Annotated in this window: 17 protein-coding genes, 3 pseudogenes and 1 riboswitch; of the genes and pseudogenes, 17 read left to right on the forward strand and 3 right to left on the reverse strand. The window is 35.7% G+C overall.

From position 1 onward, the window contains the following. Positions 1–1,251: 1,251 nt before the first annotated feature. The 7 genes and pseudogenes from AC3WOM_RS05485 to AC3WOM_RS05515 all read left to right on the forward strand — a co-directional run bounded on the left by AC3WOM_RS05485 (position 1,252) and on the right by AC3WOM_RS05515 (position 5,393). Positions 1,252–1,545 (forward strand): hypothetical protein, encoded by a 294-nt coding sequence (locus AC3WOM_RS05485; RefSeq protein WP_492445485.1) that lies wholly within the window; start codon positions 1,252–1,254, stop codon positions 1,543–1,545. Beyond that, a pseudogene (locus AC3WOM_RS05490) lies at positions 1,497–1,748 on the forward strand (hypothetical protein); the annotation flags it as partial. The gene AC3WOM_RS05485 and the pseudogene AC3WOM_RS05490, both read left to right, overlap by 49 nt. 98 nt (positions 1,749–1,846) lie before the next feature. Beyond that, positions 1,847–2,248: a DHHW family protein gene (locus AC3WOM_RS05495; protein WP_492445487.1), complete on the forward strand. Its 402-nt coding sequence runs from the start codon at positions 1,847–1,849 to the stop codon at positions 2,246–2,248. Between the two features lie 250 nt (positions 2,249–2,498). Further along, positions 2,499–2,927, forward strand: a complete 429-nt coding sequence (locus tag AC3WOM_RS05500) for a putative iron-sulfur cluster-binding metallochaperone (protein WP_492445503.1) — start codon at positions 2,499–2,501, stop codon at positions 2,925–2,927. Positions 2,928–3,377: 450 nt separating this feature from the next. Then, entirely contained in the window at positions 3,378–4,532 is a 1,155-nt protein-coding gene (locus AC3WOM_RS05505) for a CAP and S-layer homology domain-containing protein (RefSeq protein WP_492445489.1), read from the forward strand. A 613-nt stretch (positions 4,533–5,145) separates the two neighbouring features. Next, entirely contained in the window at positions 5,146–5,286 is a 141-nt protein-coding gene (locus AC3WOM_RS05510; RefSeq protein WP_492445490.1) for a hypothetical protein, read from the forward strand. Positions 5,287–5,294: 8 nt separating this feature from the next. Beyond that, positions 5,295–5,393 (forward strand): DUF2268 domain-containing putative Zn-dependent protease, encoded by a 99-nt coding sequence (locus tag AC3WOM_RS05515; protein ID WP_492445505.1) that lies wholly within the window; start codon positions 5,295–5,297, stop codon positions 5,391–5,393. Positions 5,394–5,647: 254 nt separating this feature from the next. On the opposite strand, the pseudogene AC3WOM_RS05520 reads toward AC3WOM_RS05515, so the two are convergent. Next, a pseudogene (locus AC3WOM_RS05520) lies at positions 5,648–6,251 on the reverse strand (DJ-1/PfpI family protein). Between the two features lie 260 nt (positions 6,252–6,511). On the opposite strand from AC3WOM_RS05520, the pseudogene AC3WOM_RS05525 reads away from it, so the two are divergent. From AC3WOM_RS05525 to panF, 6 genes and pseudogenes are all read left to right on the forward strand, one after another. Then, a pseudogene (locus AC3WOM_RS05525) lies at positions 6,512–6,878 on the forward strand (VOC family protein). Positions 6,879–7,080: 202 nt separating this feature from the next. Beyond that, complete coding sequence (locus AC3WOM_RS05530; protein ID WP_492445491.1) at positions 7,081–7,674, forward strand: hypothetical protein; 594 nt, start codon at positions 7,081–7,083, stop codon at positions 7,672–7,674. A 639-nt stretch (positions 7,675–8,313) separates the two neighbouring features. After that, positions 8,314–8,493 carry a transcriptional regulator gene (locus AC3WOM_RS05535; RefSeq protein WP_492445493.1) on the forward strand — a complete coding sequence of 60 codons (180 nt, stop codon included), beginning with the start codon at positions 8,314–8,316 and terminating at the stop codon, positions 8,491–8,493. A 586-nt stretch (positions 8,494–9,079) separates the two neighbouring features. Then, the gene (locus AC3WOM_RS05540) at positions 9,080–9,709 is read left to right on the forward strand and encodes a type 1 glutamine amidotransferase family protein (RefSeq protein WP_492445507.1); all 630 of its coding nucleotides are present in this window, start codon (positions 9,080–9,082) and stop codon (positions 9,707–9,709) included. Between the two features lie 127 nt (positions 9,710–9,836). Further along, on the forward strand, positions 9,837–10,100 hold the full coding sequence (locus AC3WOM_RS05545; RefSeq protein ID WP_427544582.1) for a YhdT family protein: 264 nt from the start codon (positions 9,837–9,839) through the stop codon (positions 10,098–10,100). Beyond that, positions 10,100–11,545: a sodium/pantothenate symporter gene (gene panF, locus AC3WOM_RS05550; RefSeq protein WP_492445495.1), complete on the forward strand. Its 1,446-nt coding sequence runs from the start codon at positions 10,100–10,102 to the stop codon at positions 11,543–11,545. The genes AC3WOM_RS05545 and panF overlap by 1 nt, the downstream gene beginning before the upstream one ends. A 46-nt stretch (positions 11,546–11,591) precedes the next feature. On the opposite strand, the gene AC3WOM_RS05555 is transcribed toward panF, so the two are convergent. Beyond that, the gene (locus tag AC3WOM_RS05555) at positions 11,592–12,362 is read right to left on the reverse strand and encodes a TSUP family transporter (RefSeq protein WP_427544586.1); all 771 of its coding nucleotides are present in this window, start codon (positions 12,360–12,362) and stop codon (positions 11,592–11,594) included. Between the two features lie 125 nt (positions 12,363–12,487). On the opposite strand from AC3WOM_RS05555, the gene AC3WOM_RS05560 reads away from it, so the two are divergent. After that, entirely contained in the window at positions 12,488–13,270 is a 783-nt protein-coding gene (locus AC3WOM_RS05560) for a TrmB family transcriptional regulator (RefSeq protein WP_427544588.1), read from the forward strand. A gap of 44 nt (positions 13,271–13,314) precedes the next feature. Here AC3WOM_RS05560 and AC3WOM_RS05565 read toward each other — a convergent pair whose 3' ends face one another. Further along, positions 13,315–13,686 carry a nucleotide excision repair endonuclease gene (locus AC3WOM_RS05565; RefSeq protein ID WP_427544590.1) on the reverse strand — a complete coding sequence of 124 codons (372 nt, stop codon included), beginning with the start codon at positions 13,684–13,686 and terminating at the stop codon, positions 13,315–13,317. A 193-nt stretch (positions 13,687–13,879) separates the two neighbouring features. Further along, positions 13,880–13,990, forward strand: a riboswitch (SAM riboswitch). A 123-nt stretch (positions 13,991–14,113) separates the two neighbouring features. On the opposite strand from AC3WOM_RS05565, the gene metA reads away from it, so the two are divergent. The 3 genes from metA (at position 14,114) to AC3WOM_RS05580 (ending at position 19,143) form a co-directional block, all read left to right on the forward strand. Next, positions 14,114–15,049 carry a homoserine O-acetyltransferase MetA gene (gene metA / locus AC3WOM_RS05570; protein ID WP_427544592.1) on the forward strand — a complete coding sequence of 312 codons (936 nt, stop codon included), beginning with the start codon at positions 14,114–14,116 and terminating at the stop codon, positions 15,047–15,049. Between the two features lie 209 nt (positions 15,050–15,258). Continuing rightward, on the forward strand, positions 15,259–18,429 hold the full coding sequence (locus AC3WOM_RS05575) for a bifunctional cytochrome P450/NADPH--P450 reductase (RefSeq protein WP_492445508.1): 3,171 nt from the start codon (positions 15,259–15,261) through the stop codon (positions 18,427–18,429). A gap of 159 nt (positions 18,430–18,588) precedes the next feature. After that, positions 18,589–19,143, forward strand: coding sequence for a TetR/AcrR family transcriptional regulator (locus AC3WOM_RS05580; RefSeq protein WP_427544597.1), 555 nt, complete (start codon positions 18,589–18,591; stop codon positions 19,141–19,143). The last annotated feature ends 150 nt before the right edge of the window (positions 19,144–19,293 follow it).

A 19,293-nucleotide genomic window follows, 5' to 3' on the forward strand; every position in this document is an offset into this window, starting at 1 on the left:
CATCAGAAGAGGTAGCATTTGCAGATTTCGTATCAAAGGGAATCACAGTAAGCCCAACAAATGGTACAGCATTAACAACGTCAAATAATACAGTAACAATTACTGTGAGTGGAAAAACAATTACTCAAGCAATTACGGTTACTCCTTAATAAAAATAAACGAAACGTTACTTTATAAGCTAGCTACTACGCTAGTGAAATAAGTGGAAATGATACATTTCTAACTATTACATTGAATAGGTGGGTGAAATACCCATCCTTGCGAAACAGTCAAGTAAGCAAGTGCCTAATCCTCCTGGGTCCAGTGACGCGCTAATATGCGAGAAGGGGCTAAGTCAGGTGAAGTCGTACTCGTAAAACACGAGGCGGGGCTCTTTAAAAGATAGCTATGGTTAGGTAGACGAATCCATGTAGGCAGGGTGAGGTAGTGAATACCGCGAAAAATGCTAGGAGTTCGGTAGGCATCCGAACATCTGAGATGATGTTATGGAGATGAGTAGAATTGACTGTTAAACTGGTCTTTCTCACACCTGATAAGATAGTGGAAACCTAAGGCTATAAAAAAAGGGATAAATGTAATGGAACGTTTGAAGCCTTCTATGCGTAGGTGGGTTAGCACCAAAGAGGCATAGAAAGTGACAGCGGGTTTGTAGTAGTGATGATTGCTAGCCGTTTGGACTTGTATGGTAACATACGAGAAGGAGAAAACTAGCAGGAGCGAAGAAACCCAGTCAGTGACAAAAGTCATTGACGGATCGCCGCGTGCGATGAAAGTCGCCTGCACGGTGAAGGCTCGTTATAAAACCGAGAGATAAAGAAGGTATAAGACGAGAATAGCGAATTAACACTCACAAGCCCATGGAATAATGAATTAGTAGTGAGTGGAGCTCTACCCAATGCAACATTGAGGTTATACTTTGCCGAGTATTATTTACCAGACAGGTTCTACTACTTCGATACAGTTCAAGCTGACGAGAATGGAAGTTGGAGCAATCCAGATCCGCTCACTTCAAGGAATTTATGGTATGTTACTCAAATTATAGATGGGATAGAAAGCGCACCTTCAGACATCGTAGTGATTAAATAAATATCGTGCACCGGGTGCACAGACAATTCAGAATGCGAGAAGGGCTCTACATAGCTTCGGCTGTGTAGGGTTTTTTTATTGTTAAGGAAACTATAGATTTTTTGGCTGTGGATAACTCATGTTTATTTAGGTACAATTTTACTTAAAAAGAAGGCGGTGATGACCATGCAATTTGATAATCATGGGGTGATTAAAACAATCTTAAAGGGCCATTTTTCTGGTTTTTGGGAATTCTATAAGGAGAAGTTTCCAGAAGCCTATCGAAAGGATATTCTTGAAACAGTTCAAAAAACGATTCGTTGTGGGTCATCCGATTTGGGGCATCGCCGTTATGAATGTTTAGGTTGTGAGGGGAATACAAAACCTGTCTTTATTTATTTCTCTCTTGTAAAAGTCGATTTTGTAATAAATGTGGAAAAAAGTATACAGATGATTGGTCAGATAAACAACAAGAACTGAGCCCCATCGTCATATGGTATTTACGATTCCTGAAGAACTCGCAAAGTATTTTTTGTTGTTGCAAGCGGTACTTTGGCTATTTATTTGAAAAGTTTTTAGGACCTGATTATACGAAGGTCCAGCAATATGCAGAGTCGATCAACCAATTTGCAAGCAATCAATCGGAAGTGAATATGACGTTCATCTGGCACCCACATCGATAGGTCTTTATCCGGAGCGACTTCCATGGTTAGCACCGTCATATCCTCAAAGGAAGGTAAATCAATTTATCGGGAAGACTATGTAGAGAGGTATAACCATTATGAATGGCTTTGATTTTTTGGACCCACAAGCGACTGAATCCATTTATTATTGGACTGAGCGTCATTGGACGACAAACGGTGCTTATCTGTCCTATGTTGCTTTTGCAGAGCAACGAAGGTGGCAGCCTCTTTCCAAAAAAGATTTTGCGATTGAAACCGTGAGTAAATCATTTCTAGGGAGCTATCATACGAGGAGTCAGTTTACTGGTTTAACGCCGGATACGATTCAAACTTACATACGACTTCATCCAGTAACGACAGAGATGTATATCGCGGATGTGGATCAAACAGTGACAAGCATGTATGATGAGAGCTTTCTTGCGAAAAAAGATCATTCCTATTTCTTGGAGGGCACTGAAAAAGTCCATAATTTACATCAGACATTTGAAAGTTCGATTTAATCGAACTTTCAAATGCCTTTTTACTTTATAATAATGATATTAAAAGTATGTAGGTGATAAACCCGATGATCTCAAACCAAGAATCTCTTAATCTCAGTCCATTTATGGCGATTTATGACATTATAGTATGAGGTATTATTAAATGAACGAGGCTAATTAGTCTAAGTAAGAGTGTTATAATTTTAATATCAAAATTGAGTGGGAGATATGATATATGTCTGATTGCTGTACAACAGGTACAAAAGAATGAATTTCTGAAAATAGTGTATATGAGTTTTGTCCATCTTGTAAGGTGAAAGGTAAGAAATTAAAAATAATTACTTTAAAATCAATGTTAAAACCATTAGTACTAGATTCTTTGAATCCTGATTTAGTTCATTTTTTCTGCGCTACAGAGGATTGTGGAGTTGTGTACTTTGATGAACATAAAAAGACTTTCTCAACATCAGAAATTAAAGTTCCTGTTTATCAAAAGGAGGATTCTCTTACTGTACCTATCTGCTATTGTTTTGAATGGACAAGAGATAAAATTAACAAATATGTGGAAGATGGTCTTTCTTCAAAGCCATTGGATCACATTCGTCAAAACGTTAAAGCAAATAGATGTGGTTGTGATGTAAATAATCCTCAAGGTAGTTGTTGTATGGGGAATATTACAAAATATATAAAAAACCTTTAAATTTTAATACACTTATTTTTACTTACTGACGCATTAGTTGAAAAATTCATAAAAAGACCACTTCGTGATGGAGGGCACTGAAAAAGTCGATTTGCCACAAGAAATGTGATGCAAATCGACTTTTTTTTAGTTTTCAATTCTAACATAAGACAGATTTTCGATATAAAAAGTTTCATTTTTTTAGTTTTTCAGCCTTCCGTATTATTTTTATAAAGTATTTTCCGATTGCAATATTAGGTTCACTGTTAGTGGCATGTACAGATAATGAGATTTTGTATTCAAATACTACTGATAAAAGGTACTCAATTAACTTTAGTTCTTGGTCATTTTTTATTTATATTATTGGTATATTTAGTAATTAGCTCATCATCTATTCCTTCAAAAATTACTAAAAAATGAATTGGGAAATTAAATAACCTTCTGTTAGTATTAAAGGAAAGGAGGAATAATATGAGAGTAATTACTTTTATTACTACAGTATTGTTAGCATTTGTTTTAATGCCTATAGGAAACGTACATGCGGCTTTGATTCAATTTAGTGATGTTTCTGAGAAGCATAGTAACTATGAGGATATAATGTATTTGTTAGAGAGGGGAATCGTAGCGCCTACGAAAACATATGGCGTGAACGATATTGTAACGCGTGAGGAAGTTGCGGTTTTGATAGCAAAAGCAGTCGGACTTAGCGGTACTCAAAGACCTACAAAATTCAGCGATGTCCCTGAACATAGTCCAAATAGCGGTTATATCCAGTCTGCAGTTGAACAAGGGATTATTAAGGGCTATGAAGATGGCACATTTAAGCCAAACGTAAAAGTTACACGTGGTCATATGGCTACTTTCATCGCACGTGCCTTTAATTTACCAAGTGGCAAACAAACTTTTAAAGATATTCCTAAAAATAGCACAGCATATGAAGCGGTCCAACAACTAGTTGCAGCAGGAATTACGAATGGCTATGAGGATGGGACATTTAGACCTTCGAACAATTTAACTAGAGGTCATATTTCAGCATTTTTAGCACGCGCGCATAAATATGAAAATGCTAGTAAAGAGAAGGAATCTGTTGAAGAGCCAATAATCACCAAAACGCCATACAAAATAGATTTAGAATATTTAACAGATGAAGAAAAAGAATTGGCAACATTAATCAATGAATACCGAGAATCATTAGGACTGAAACCATTCATAATTTCAAGGTCATTAACTACAGTAGCGAGGGCGCATGTAATCGATTCTAATAATTATTCTCCATCACAAGGGGCGGATCAGCGGGGAATTAAATGTAACTTACATAGCTGGTCTAGCAATGGTTCTTGGTCACCGATTTGTTACACAAGCGACCACCAGTATGCAAAACAAATGTGGGATAAACCAAGGGAATTAACGTCTTACAATGGAAATGGCTTCGAAATTTCAGCTAGTTCTATTGGTATAAGTCCTTCAATGGCGCTTGACATGTGGAAAAATTCTACGGGACATAACGATGTCATTATCAGTGCTGGAAGTTGGTCCACGTTAACAGTAATGGGTGTAGGAATTAATGGAAACTATTCACATGTGTGGTTTGGAAAAGAGCCTGATTATGCTTTGCCAATAGAGTGATTAAACTATTACTCTACACACATTAGTTCCTTTCTGAAAAAGCTCAGGTACTCAATTATTTTGATATGCTCCCTATTCGGTAGACAGATAAAAAATAAAATCTGTTTATCTAAGGGACGTAACAAGGTTTAGATAAAATAAGTTTGAATCAACTGAAAAGCGCTTCAAATCCTTTAGTATCGAGGGTTTGAAGCGCTTTCCTATTTTTGAGAATTCGTTAGAAAAGGATAGAAAATGAAAAGTTTCTACACATTTTCTACACAAAAAATGTTCAAAAAGATGCTAATTGTCAGTTCTAAATCGAACCCCTTTATCTAATACAGATTCCATCACCACTCGAATATGATGTAGCTTCGTTTTAATGTTTAACATTGAAATGAAATTAGATATTAAAAGAACATAATTTACCATATAAATGTGTCATGTCTTTAAACCTCTCTGATGTCACTATTCATGTGTTATCTGTCCTTTCTTCTTAATTTGCCCATGCACGGTTTGTTGTCATTGCGTTTTATCTCCTTAATTGGTTATCTTATACATAGTGTACTTGGTGAAGCTTAGCTTATAGTGAAATAATGCCTTCCTTAAAGAAATCTTAAAACTAGGTGATAGAATGCAAGATGCGTCAATTTTAGTGTTAGAGGATGAACGTACTATTGCGGAGATGATTGAAATTATCTTAAGAAACGATGGATTTTTTAACATCACATTATGTAGCACCGTAAACCATTTAATCACGGTGACGTTACTGTAGAAGAATATATAGTATTAGAAGGTTTAGCCGAATGTTTTGCTGAAGAGATGTATGGGAAAGAGTTGATAGGGCCATGGATTGCAGATTTTGATAAAGTAGAGATGTAGTACTCAATCGAAGTGATAAAAAAAGGACGGAAGACTAAAGGTTTTGGAGAAGTATCAGCCTATATGTTTGGTGATGATATTGCTATGAAACAAGGGTACAGTTCAGTTGGTTTATCAGTAAATGCAGGTAATTTTGTTCAAATTAATGTAAATAACATTGATAAACGAACCAAAAGAAAGAGCGTGTATGAAAAAAGTTTGATCATTTCCTATCTATGTTGCTCAACAATCGCGCCCGTTTGTTCAATAATGATTTAAATAACAATATCGTATTCCATAATTTTGGCAGTTTCCTGAGCAACTTCAGAACCTAATAATCGCTTTACAATATGAAATGACATATTGATGCCTGCTGAAATTCCACCTGACGTAATTACATTGCCTTCATCCACAAATTTAACTTTTCGTTGTACTTCGACTTGAGGAAATTCTTTTTCTAATCTTTCAATACTTGCCCAATGAGTCGTTGCCATTTTACCGTTAAGTAAACCAGCCCTTGCTAATAATAAAGCACCTGTACATACAGATGTCATTAGTTGCACCGTTTTCATTTGATCTGTAATCCACTTGATTACATTATCATTATGTATTTCTCTCTCCTTAGCACCAAGACCACCAGGGATAATTAAAATATCAAATCTAGGTATAGGTATAGTCTCGAAACTGTAATCTGGCTGTACCTTTAACCCATTACATGCAAATTACTATGTTCCCTTTTTCTGATACTGTTTCTACTACAAATGGCTGATGACCATTTTCTAATTCAGTGACAGAAAAAACTTCAAATGGACCTGCAAAATCTAAAACCTCAACATCATCAAATAAAAAAATTCCTACTCTCCACTGTCTTTTATTCATATAAGATTCCTCTTTTTTTATTTATTTTATCTTTGTTTATTTTACCGTAAAATTTACAATTTTCGTTAAATTATCGAACTTTATTCTAAATCCACATTACCACTTGATTAAACAATACTTAGCCAACAGTAACAAGAGTATAGAAGAAGGAGAATGTTCAGATTAAATAGAATAAATGGATAGTGGCTCTTTCTATTAGGCTAATAAATCGGGTGTTCAAAAGTAAGATGAAATGAATGGAGGAAATATAGTGGAAACTAATGATTCAAAAAATTGGACAAATCGGAGTGTCAATAAAAAATGTAGAAAATGCAATTGAATTTTAGAAAGAAGTATTAGGGTTCCCTCTTCTTTTTTAGTACAGAAAGTATTGCATTTTTTGATTGTAATGGGCAACTACTTTTACTTTCGCTTCCTGAAAAAGATGAATTTACAAATTCAAGCTCTGTTATCTATTTCCAGGTTGAAGATATAAATAAAACCTTTGAAGAATTGCTTGAAAAGGGAGTTTCTTTTATCGACCAACCACATGTTGTTGCGAAAATGGGAAATACAGAAACGTGGATGATTTTCTTTAAAGATACTGAAGGAAATACACATGCTTTAATGTGCGAAGTACAAATTTAATTCGTATATCTTCTTTATCAGACTATCGGGGGGCTTTACTTGAGAATCATTGAGTTGCATATGCAGCTCTAGTGATTTCCAAGAAATATACTACAGATGCTAATTTATTGTTAGAAAAAAGAGTTTAATGATAGGTTTGCACGTTGTGAAAGCAAAAATATAAAGGTGGTATAATAAAGGAAAATGGTGATGATAGAACAATATGGACACTAAAAAAATTATTGAAAATATTAGCCTATTAAAAGAGAAAATTTCTAATTGTCATAAATTGAGTGATGAAGAGCTGTTTCTTGCTGTAAAAGAGTTTGAGAAAACACCCAGGTTAGAGGTTTCAATTTATTATCAAGATATATTTAATGATCTGAAGTTTTCTAAAAACCTTCTTGATATCTATAATAAGCATAAGGATAATACTAAACTTGTAGTTCTACTTGTTTCAGCAATTGGAAATATGATTCAGAGATATGATCTTCCGGAAACAAAGGAGATTTACGAATTCATGTTGGAAAATTCCGATAAAAGTAACATAGGACCTTATGTCGCGATATTCCTGCCTAGATTAAAACATTTTGAAAACTATGATAAAAAGTGGGAATATTTTATGAATGTCAAAAAAATGTCCCCCAAAAAAGTAGCCGAAAGTTCTTTTGAAAATATAATGGATTTGTATTTAGAAAAAATTCCGGAACAATATAAAAATGAGGCCATAGAATATTTTAATAAAAAATTAGAAGAGTCTAACAATGAATTTGGCAAACAATATTATCAAGATATCATCAATAAAATCAAGAGTTAAAATCAACGAGAACCGGGCGAGATGACGTTTTCAGTGGGTATTACCGTAAATTACACAGCAGCAGGATATTATAACTATTGTAGGAGGGTAATCATTTAGTAAATTATCGTTAAAACATAAATATTATAAGTAAAAATTGCAGGAAACAGATAAACAATAAAAAAAGTATCGCTCATATTCTTTAAATTTCCGACTCGTTGATTTCAGCCAAAAGGAAAAGTTCGATTTGGAGAACGAGTAGTTTTCCAAGTCGAACTTTTTATTTAGAGACTTTCAGGGTAGCCCCTTATTCACACATGATATACCTATACACTCGCTCGCCTAGTTTTAATTAGCCCCATTCAGCCCCAATATATATATGCAGTATTCTGCATATATATATTGGGGAGAGACTTCCTAAATCATTGATGTATCAACGGTTATTCAGTTATTCATGTTCACTTTGCACCCTTCCCATATTACACAATCTAAAATCAACTTTGTGGATATTGGTGGAGCTATATATCAACAATAGTGTTTTGCCAATAACGGCTGTACAAACAGAAAAGCCTGAATAGTCTTAGCGTTATTTTTGTTGTCTAAATCAGCAGGAAATTACTTCCTTTAGTCGAATTGGTGTAGATGAGAGGAGTGAATTTTATGGCAAAGCCAAAGTGTCCAGAATGTAAAATTGAAGGATTAGAACACATAGTATCTGAAGATAGTACTGAAGAATCAGAAGATGGACAACCATGGTTTAATATTGCTTTTTGTAATAACTGTGGGCATGTATATGGTATTTTTAACAAGTATTCGCTTAATCCTTTTGATTTTGACTAATTTAAAGTTTAATAATTTCGCACTCTCAACTGAGGGTGCTTTTTGGATAGTACCTATGGATGTTGGGATGTTTTAGTTATACTTATGTTCTAAATAAACCAAAGAATATATTGATATTAATTCAATGAACAAAGAGACTTTTTAGGTAGATTTAAATATGAGCTAACGTATCTTAATGCGCCAAAATCAATTGTTGAGAAACTTTTAACTAGATTGAATTATATTGAAACTATTCAAGTACAAAAAAGACATGTGTATGATTACATATTTGGACATTCGGATAGTCATTACTTTTGATTTGAATGGGGAATATGTGATTAGTACTTTGACTATTAATCAATAAGTACGTTTTGAAACGAATACATTCTAATAGTTCAAACTTGTAATGGGTGATCTGCTACACACAACACTACACAATTATAGTTGGGAAATACGATGGAAGCTATGACTATGATATATAAGTGCTTTAGCTTTCTCAAGTTTCTATATGAACAAATAAATTATTATCAAACTGAAAACTTTACTGACAGTGGATGTCAGTGAAGTTTTTTTATAATAGGATTTATTAATTAGAAAGGAAGTGTCTATTATGAATGCAAAGGTGTATCTTTATGTATTTGATACAATGTCAGACTGGGAGGTAGGCTATTTAATTGCTGAACTTAACTCAGGGAGGTATTTTAAAAAGGAACTAGCACCTTTAGAGGTGATTACAGTAGGCATTGATAAAAATGCTGTTACGACAATGGGAGGATTAAAAATAATACCTAGTGTTTCTATTGAAGAGTGTATTTTAACAAGTTCGGATATTTTTGTTCTTCCAGGAGGAGATACCTGGTTGGAATCAGTACATGACCCCATCTTGAAAAAGATATCTAAATCTTTAAAAGAAGGAATGGTTGTTGCTGCAATTTGTGGTGCAACTGTGAGACTGGCAAATGAGGGATTACTAGACTCTAAAAGACATACAAGCAATCATCTAGAATATTTGAAAATGGTTTGTCCTAATTATAGTGGAGAAAAATATTATGCAATGGAACCTGCTGTAACTGATGCAAATTTAATTACTGCATCAGGAATAGCTCCTTTGGAATTTACAATGCATGTATTAAAATTGCTCGGTGTATTTGCACCTGAAACATTGCATGCATGGTTCAAACTGTATCAAACGCAAGAGCCAAAATACTTTTTTGATTTAATGAATTCTATCGAATAGCAAATAGGTGGAATATTATTAAAAAAATAAAAGCGATAATCTTCATCTTACTAGCAATTATTTTTTCTCAAAGGTTCCCATAATGAATACATATCAGTAAAATAGAGTAGGTTAGGGGGACTTTATTTTGAAAGATCAACGTTTTAAAGTTGCGCATCGAGAGGCGCTTATTGGTGTGGTGCTTGTCATCGTCAATTTTGCGATCTGGTTTGGCTTTGCCTATGGACTAGGTTCTGGTGATCCGACAAGCTATACGTATGTTTTCGGTTTCCCTGCATGGTTTTTCTATAGCTGTATCGCAGGGACAGGCTTTATGATACTTCTCATCTGGTTTGTCATGAAACTCTTTTTCAAAGAGGTACCGTTTGAGGATGAGGAGGTGGATCAATAATGCATTGGCAAGTTATTTTTCCACTGTTATTATTTTTAGTCATTATCTTTGGCATTGGTGTCTGGGCTAATAGGCGTGTACGTTCCTCCAATTCATTTTTACAGGAGTACTTTCTAGGTGGTCGTGAAATGGGCGGTTTCCTCTTAGCTATGACCATGATAGCTACATATGGTAGTGCAAGTAGTTTTATTGGTGGTCCAGGTGTTGCTTACACGAAAGGTCTAGGATGGGTGTTATTAGCAATGGCACAGCTTCCTGCTGGCTATTTTGTGCTCATGATATTAGGGAAAAAATTTGCCATTCTTGCAAGACGTTATCATGCCATTACATTAATTGATTTTTTACGAGAGCGCTATAAAAGTCATGTGATTGTGATCTTATCCGCTATTAGTATTATTGTCTTTTTATTTTCTGCTATGATGGCACAATGGGTAGGTGGCGCACGACTTATTGAATCATTAACAGGCTTAAATTACACAGTAGCACTCTTTATCTTTGCGATTTCTGTGTTAGTGTATGTCATTATAGGTGGTTTTCGTGCTGTAGCATTAACAGATACTGTGCAGGGCTCTATTATGGTCATTGGAACGATTATATTATTAATTGGGACAATTATCGCCGGTGGAGGCATCAATCAAATTATGACATCCCTTGTCGCGGAAAACCCAAATTTTGTCTCTCCATTTGGAGCAGAGGGTGATTTAACACCATTATATGTTTCTACATTTTGGATTTTAATCGGGGTTGGAGTTGTAGGGCTTCCACAAATCGCAGTTCGTGCTATGAGCTATAAAGATTCTAAAAGCATGCATTTAGCGATTATCATTGGCACTATTGCCATTGGGACAATCATGTTTGGGATGCATTTAATTGGTGTCTTAGCTCGTCCAGTTTTACCAGGAATTGAGATTGGGGATAAGGTAATGCCCCTACTGACATTAAAGGTTTTACCGCCTTTTCTAGCTGGTGTTGTCTTAGCTGCACCAATGGCGGCCACAATGTCAACAGTCAACGCATTATTGATGCTTGTAAGCTCTACTGTTGTGAAGGATATTTATCTAAATTATATAAAACCAACAGCTAATGATACAGAAATTAAGCGAGCTAGCTTTATTGTCACGACTGTTATAGGTTTAGCCGTTATCGTTTTTGCTTTGAATCCACCAGATTTATTAGTCTGGCTGAATTTATTTGCTTTTGGTGGACTTGAGGCAGTCTTTATTTGGACAGTTGTATTGGGGCTCTATTGGAAGAAGGCTAATAAGTACGGTGCTATTGCGTCAATGTTTTCAGGCATGATCTTGTATATTGTTATTGATCGTTTTTACCCGTCCATCTTCGGAATGCATACCGTGACTATCCCGATTGTCGCTTCTTTATTCATCTTTGTAATTGTAAGTTTATTAACAAGCCATAAATTTAAGGAAGATAAGTTATTTATTTAACTAGAAAAATGCCGTGAATTTTCGTTCACGGCATTTTTCATGTCTATTAATGGGCAAAGTAATCATATGCATTTTTTGTTAATAATGTTATGGTCACAATAATAAACAAAACACGTACAAAACCGCTACCTTTTTTAATGGCTACACGTGAACCTACCATCGCACCAGCAATTTGAGCGATGCCCATTATGAAACCATAGGCAAAATGAACATGTCCTAAGTAGACGAACATTAAAAGACCCGCAAAATTACTTGCTAAATTTAAAAACTTTGCATTTCCTGCAGCCTTTAAAAAGTCAAAGCCAACAAGTAGAAAGCTAAAGATTAAGAATGATCCAGTACCTGGACCAAGAAATCCATCATAAAACCCAATACTAAATAGCAAAAACATAAATAAAGCCAAGTGTAAAGGAGACAATGTTTTAACAGCGGATACAGAGCCCCAATCCTTTTTAAAAATCGTATAAACTGTTACCCCTGCTAGCATTATGAGCATGATTGGTTTGAGTAGCGAGGGATTGATTAAATGTACAGTCCATGCGCCAAATAACGATCCGACAAAGGCTAGTGGAAAGTATTTTATGACAGAACGAATGTCTAACTGTCCTGAACGATAAAAGGAAATCGTAGAGGTTAAAGAACCCATAGTCCCCGCTAACTTATTGGTTGCAACGGCTGCTGCAGGATTTAAACCCGCAAACAAAAGAGCAGGTAATGAGATTAAGCCACCACCACCAACCACAGAGTCTACAAAGGCTGCGAGAAACCCAAACGCAATCAATAAAATTACTACATTTACATCTACTTCAAAAAGCATGTTGACACCTCATTAGATAGTTACTACTGAAATAGTAACTAATTTTTATTTCGCTGTAAAGACTATTTTTTTCATTAGCTTCTATTCATCAAATTATTCTATAATAAAGGAAATGGAGGGATTGGATGGATGAATTAATCGCCCAATTAAAAGAGCTAGGATTTACAGAATATGAAGGAAAGGCCTATACGGCACTTGTCCAAAAGAGCCATATTAGTGCTTATCAGGTCAGCAAAAACTCTGGTATTCCTCGAGCAAGAGTTTATGACATACTGGATGTGCTCGTTGAAAAAGGATTAGTGCTGAAAGAGGAGGCTGCTGATCAAACAACTTATTCTTCCATTCCTGTTGCTATGTTTTTACAGCAAATTCAACAGCGCTGGCAATCGAATTTTACGTCAATTAGTGACCAATTAGAAAAATTAGAAACTAAGGAGCAGGAAGCGGAGCCTAAAGTGTTAATGTTAAAAGGGAAGCAGACCATTATTAATTATTGTCAGTCATTATTAAAGAAAGCGGAGAAAAAGGTACTTCTTTCTATGTGGGAAGAGATGTATGAAGCATTGAGAGAGGATATTTTATTGGTGGCTGAACAAGTTCCTGTTCACGGTATTACACTATATGTGCATGAACCTGTGTCATCCATCGATATGCATCGAATGACATATTATACGAAAAAATCTTCTACACAGCACTGGTTTATCTTGTCTATCGATGGTCAAGAGATGATTTATGGACATTCTCCTTCAAATCTTGAAACTGCTTTTATTACGAATGATCCGGTTCACATTTATTTATTAGAGGATTATATTTGGCATGATGTCCTTATTAATCGTCTCCTAAGACGAGATGATCATGAGCTTGAGGAATGGATTACGAAAGAACGAAAAGCATTTTTTGTAGAGTAAAAAATAAAGAATCTGCTTGCCTTTAGAGGCAAGCAGATTCTTTTTTAATAAAATACTTTATCAACATTATATCTAGAGCGGAAAACATTAATGGCATACGTTTCGTAAATTTCACGTTCCATTGGATCTTCTATTTCATAAACTTCAATTTTGAAAATTTCTTGACGATGATTTTTCATAGGTGATACATTGTCTTCAAAATGTTTTTTTATACGTTGACGAATTTTACGCGCTTTACCGACAAATAAAAGCTCATTTTTCTCATTGTAAAATAAGAAAATGCCACCTTTGTCTCGTGTGATTTTATGGAAGTCAATAAAACCATGGTATGGTGTAATTGGTACATCACCAGGCTTTAAATCTTGCTCACGCTGGCGAATCACTAAATCTGGTTTAGGAAATTCAATTTTAATCAAGCTATTCACGTTCCTCTCTGTTACTAAAGGTATATGTTAACATAATCACAGCATGTTTACCATAAAATTTCATATGTTGTTATGATGATTAGTGTTCATCAAAATTTAGCTAAACATGCATAGTAATGACAAAATATTCTATGTTTTATTGATATTCTTAATAGTTCATGTTACAATTCATTTTAATTAAATAATCTTATCAAGAGAAGCTGAGGGATTTGGCCCGATGACGCTTCAGCAACCTCTAACAAATGTTAGAAAGGTGCTAATTCCAGCAAAGGTTTTTTCCTTTGAGAGATAAGAGTGAACGTGGTGAAAATCCCCCTCATTCTATCTCGCATGGAATAAGGGGGATTTTTTAATTTCATAAAAAGTGTCATTGTAAACTTGATTTTGAAGAGGGAAATAAAAGAGAGGGGAATGCAAGATGCCAATTAATATTCCAAAAAACTTACCAGCTGGAGAACATTTACGAGAGGAAAAGATTTTCGTGATGGAAGAGGATCGTGCGAATACACAACAAATTCGTCCATTAAATATATTAATTTTCAACTTAATGCCTGAAAAAGAGAAAACAGAGCTGCAATTACTGCGCTTGCTAGGGAATACGCCACTGCAAGTCAATATTACATTTTTAAATACAGCAACACATGAATCAAAAAATGTTAGTAAATCACATTTACAGCTATTTTACACAACTTTCCAACAAATTCGTCATCGCCGCTTTGACGGAATGATTATTACAGGAGCACCTGTAGAGAAGATGGCTTTTGAAGAAGTGAATTACTGGCAGGAAATCTCACAAATTATGGATTGGTCTAAGAAAAACGTGACATCTATCCTACATATATGTTGGGGGGCACAGGCTGCTTTATATCATCATTATGGAATCGGGAAGGTTGAACTTCCAGCAAAATGCTCAGGTGTTTATTCGCATGTCATTACAGATTTAACAGTCGACTTAGTGCGTGGATTTAGTGATTTATTTACAGCACCACATTCTCGTTATACATCTGTTTCTATTGATGAAGTACGCAATCATCCTGATTTACGTTTACTGTCCTATTCAGAGGATGCAGGTGTATTTATTGTGCAGTCCAAGGATAATAAAAACATTATGATCACAGGTCATCTTGAGTATGATGCAACAACTTTAGCAGATGAATATAATCGAGATGTCGCAAAAGGGTTAGATATTACTGTACCGGTGAACTATTTCCCGAATGACGACCCAGCACATGAGCCAATTAATACATGGCGTGCCCATACCCATTTGCTATTCTCAAACTGGCTGAATTACTATGTTTATCAAGAAACACCATATGAATGGGATTTCGTTGATGAAATTGAATATCATATTTAGTTAAATTTAAATCCGCAAAAAGCCCAATGTCTCAACTTACTAGAGTGAGAGGTTGGGCTTTTGCTATTTCACTCTTTGTTCACAAATACTGCCATTTTTCCCTTGGATAATTTCTAAAAAGTTGAGTTCTACTTAATTTTTGGTATATTATTTTATCAAATGATAGATTTAACTATCATTTTTTATTTTACTGAAAGAAGGGATTCATGATGATAAGTGTAGAAGATGTTCCAAAACCAAAAACATTTGGTCCACTTGGCCATTTGCCCTTAATCGATAAAGAGCAGCCAACATTATCACTTTGTAAGCTTGCAGAAGAGTATGGGCCGATATATCGATTAGAAATACCAGGTTATACGAGCTTAGTAATATCTGGTCATGAATTGGTAGCTGATGTTTGTGATGTTTCACGTTTTGATAAGCAGATTTATAGTGAGTTAGAAAATGTTCGTGCTTTTGGTGGTGATGGCCTATTTACAAGCAGAACAACTGAGCCGAACTGGCAAAAGGCACATAATATCCTACTTCCCACGTTTAGTAAACAGGCTATGAAGGATTATCATTCTATGATGACGGATATTGCTACACAGCTGATACAAAAATGGGAACGTTTGAATCCGATGGAGGAAATTGATGTCCCAGAGGATATGACACGGTTAACGCTAGATACCATTGGATTATGTGGCTTCAACTATCGTTTTAATAGCTTTTATAGAGAAACACATAGCCCTTTTATTATGAGTATGGTTCGTGCTTTAAATGAAGCCATGTTAAAAAGTTCCCGATTAAAAATACAAAATCTGATGATGGTTGGCACAAGGCGTCAATTTAACGAAGATATTGAAACAATGTTTTCATTAGTAGATAAAATTATTGAGGAGCGAAAGACAAGAGGTATGCAGGAGGAGATAGATTTACTAGGCAGAATGTTAAATGTAAAAGATCCTGACACAGGAGAAACGCTGAGCGATGAAAATATTCGCTATCAAATCATTACATTTTTGATAGCTGGACATGAAACAACAAGTGGATTGCTATCCTTTGCCCTCTATTTTTTAATTAAGCATCCTGAAGTGCTAGAAAAGGCTTATAAGGAAGTTGATCAAGTATTGACTGAAGAAACACCAACATATGAACAGATTTTACAGCTAAAGTACATTCGTCTAATTTTAAATGAATCATTACGTTTATGGCCAACAGCACCTGGCTTTGAGCTTTATGCTAAAGAGGATACTGTGATTGGCGACAAGTATTTGATTAAAAAAGGAGACAATATTAGTGTTCTTCTGCCGCAGCTTCATCGTGATAAAAATGTGTGGGGTGAAAATGCTGAACAATTTTATCCAGAGCGCTTTGAAGATCCTCAGAATATTCCTACACATGCCTTTAAACCGTTTGGAAATGGTCAGCGTGCCTGTATCGGCATGCAATTTGCCCTTCATGAGGCAACTTTGGTGTTAGCAATGATTTTACAGCGTTTTGAATTAATTGATTATGATAATTATCAATTAAAAATACAGCAAACTCTTACGATAAAGCCAGGTGATTTTAAAATTCGAGTAAAGCAGCGTAATCGAGTAATTAACCAGAAAACAACAGTAGCACCTCAGCGACTAGAAAAAATGCAGACTTTACCAGAACTCAGTGTAGAGAATGCAAAAATGTCTTTGTTAATCCTCTATGGCTCTGATTTGGGAACAGCAGAAAGAGTTGCTAAACAGTTAGCAGACGAATCTATTTTGTATGGTATTCACAGTGAAGTAGCTTCGCTAGATGAGTATGCTGGAAAATTACCTAAAGAGGGCGCTGTATTGATTGTTTGCTCTTCTTATAATGGTCATCCTCCAAGAAATGCTCGAAAGTTTCTTGCATGGCTAGAGAATAGTAATGAGAATAGCCTACAAGGAGTAAATTATGCTGTGTTTGGCTGTGGAGATCGAAATTGGCATTATACGTATCAAAAGGTACCTCGAACGATAGATCAACAGCTTGCCATTAAAGGGGCTACAAGAATTTTGCTACATGGGGAAGCGGACGCAAGTGCAGATTTTGAAAAGCAATTGGAGCACTGGCGAGAGCAGCTGTGGCAGACTATGAAAGAGACATTTGATTTAACTATAGATGACAATATGCTACAGGAACAAGCTAAATTGTCTATTCAAGTTGTAAAAGGCTTAGAAACGGTACCACTTGCATTAAAACATGGCGCCTGCTATGCATCAATTATAAAAAATGAAGAGCTTCAATCAGCCAATAGTAAACGGAGTACACGTCATATTGAACTTGCATTGCCAAAGGGGCTTAGCTATCAGGAGGGAGATCATCTTGGAGTGGTACCTAAGAATAGCAGTAAGCTAATCCATCGAGTTCTTCGTCGATTTAAATTGAATGCAAATGATCAGCTACTCATTTCGTTTAATGGAAATGGATCACATCTTCCTACAGATGATTATCCGGTCAGTTTATACGAGGTGCTTGCGACAAGTGTTGAATTGCAGGAGACAGCTAGTCGTATACAAATACGAGAGCTAGCAGCGTATACAGAGTGTCCACCACATAAACGTGAATTAGAGCTTTTATTACAGGAAGATATTTATAGGGAGCAGGTATTAAAAAAACGCTTATCTATGCTAGAGCTCCTTGAAATGTATGATGCCTGTGAATTACCGTTTGAAAAATTTATAGCTTTACTACCGCCTTTAAAGGTTAGATATTATTCCATTTCTAGTTCACCAATGGAAAATCCTGAACGACTTAGTATTACAGTAGGTGTCCTGCAGGAAGCAGCCTGGAGTGGGCGGGGGGACTATCATGGCGTAGCATCAAATTATTTGTCACAGTGTCAACCAGGTGAATCGCTGGTGATATTTATACGTTCAGCTGATTCAGGATTCCTGCTGCCAGAGGATGCGTCTACATCGATCATAATGGTTGGACCAGGAACTGGTATAGCACCATTTAGAGGCTTTTTACAGGCTCGTGCTGCGATGAAACAGCGAGGAATTTCACTTGGGCAAGCACATCTTTTCTTCGGCTGTAGAAATGATGCTGATTTTATTTATCGTGAGGAACTTGAGCAGTTTGAAAAGGATGGGATTGTGACACTTCATACGGCATTTTCTCGTAAAGATGGAATACAGAAAACTTATGTGCAGCAATTAATGGTGCCATATGCCTCAAATATTATCGAAATGTTAAATAATAATGGACGATTATATGTTTGCGGAGATGGTAATTACATGGCACCAGCTGTAGAGGCTATGTTGCAGTATGCCTATCAATCTGAAAAAGGAGTAGAGGAGAAGAAGGCAAAAGCCTGGTTAGAGCAGCATCAGTATAGAGGAAACTATGTTAAGGATGTCTGGGTCCAGAATGGGTAGTGATATTCTTTGTAATGCAAAATGTTTTATTTCCTTGTAAGAACAGCCTTCACGATGTGCAAGTAGGTTGAATTCCAGTGTCCTGTATTCTACAATTGTATCAATTGGTAGTAAACACTATCTAGTATTCACCTTATTTTTGGAAAGAAGTGAAGCATGATGAAAAACGTAAAAGAGGCTAGGCTTCATGCTATATTAGATGCAGCTACAGAGCTTCTAGTCGAAAAGCCGACTGCCTCCTTAACTGACATCGCTAACTATGCTGGCATTGGTATCGCTACATTGCATCGTTATATTGAAAGTAGGGAACAATTGATGTTGCAATTAGGTTTTAGAGCTGTTCAGGTTGTCAGTGATACCATGAATGAAATACCAGTTGATGAAGAAAAGCTGGAATCCTATATCCCGAAGCTTGTTGAGGCTTTAATTCCGTTAGGAGATAAAATTTATTTTCTTGCACATGAATGCTCTGTAAATTACAGTTCAGAACTTTTGGCTGCTGAAGATCAGCTTAAGGAGCCTATTAGACAAACGATTATCCAATTACAAAACCAAGGTTATTTACGTCAGGATATGAGTAGCGAATGGATGCTTAATGTCTTATATTCACTCCTATTTACTATGTGGCAGCAAGTGCAGGAGGGGAATATTGCCAAAAACTCAGCTGCATTGTTAATTGTTGAAACGTTATTCAACGGTATTAAAGCGAAATAATGATAAAATGATGACCTGATAAAATATAAGGTCATCATTTTCATAGTGTTGAAAAACTAAATGGTCAAAGGATTCTTTGTGAACACTACTAAGTCAAATGAAGGTGATTTCCGTTCCAGGCTACTCGCTTTCCAGTGGGCGAGCGACGAG

Source organism: Lysinibacillus sp. FW301-JW8, assembly GCF_058788755.1.

Excerpts from the sequence above, each read along its gene's own strand:
- AC3WOM_RS05485 (WP_492445485.1), top strand. The coding sequence starts at position 1,252 with ATGCAATTTGATAATCATGGGGTGATTAAAACAATCTTAAAGGGCCAT.
- AC3WOM_RS05495 (WP_492445487.1), top strand. The coding sequence starts at position 1,847 with ATGAATGGCTTTGATTTTTTGGACCCACAAGCGACTGAATCCATTTAT.
- AC3WOM_RS05505 (WP_492445489.1), top strand. The coding sequence starts at position 3,378 with ATGAGAGTAATTACTTTTATTACTACAGTATTGTTAGCATTTGTTTTA.
- AC3WOM_RS05510 (WP_492445490.1), top strand. The coding sequence starts at position 5,146 with ATGCAAGATGCGTCAATTTTAGTGTTAGAGGATGAACGTACTATTGCG.
- AC3WOM_RS05530 (WP_492445491.1), top strand. The coding sequence starts at position 7,081 with ATGGACACTAAAAAAATTATTGAAAATATTAGCCTATTAAAAGAGAAA.
- AC3WOM_RS05535 (WP_492445493.1), top strand. The coding sequence starts at position 8,314 with ATGGCAAAGCCAAAGTGTCCAGAATGTAAAATTGAAGGATTAGAACAC.
- panF (WP_492445495.1), top strand. The coding sequence starts at position 10,100 with ATGCATTGGCAAGTTATTTTTCCACTGTTATTATTTTTAGTCATTATC.
- AC3WOM_RS05555 (WP_427544586.1), bottom strand. The coding sequence starts at position 12,362 with ATGCTTTTTGAAGTAGATGTAAATGTAGTAATTTTATTGATTGCGTTT.
- AC3WOM_RS05560 (WP_427544588.1), top strand. The coding sequence starts at position 12,488 with ATGGATGAATTAATCGCCCAATTAAAAGAGCTAGGATTTACAGAATAT.
- metA (WP_427544592.1), top strand. The coding sequence starts at position 14,114 with ATGCCAATTAATATTCCAAAAAACTTACCAGCTGGAGAACATTTACGA.
- AC3WOM_RS05575 (WP_492445508.1), top strand. The coding sequence starts at position 15,259 with ATGATAAGTGTAGAAGATGTTCCAAAACCAAAAACATTTGGTCCACTT.
- AC3WOM_RS05580 (WP_427544597.1), top strand. The coding sequence starts at position 18,589 with ATGAAAAACGTAAAAGAGGCTAGGCTTCATGCTATATTAGATGCAGCT.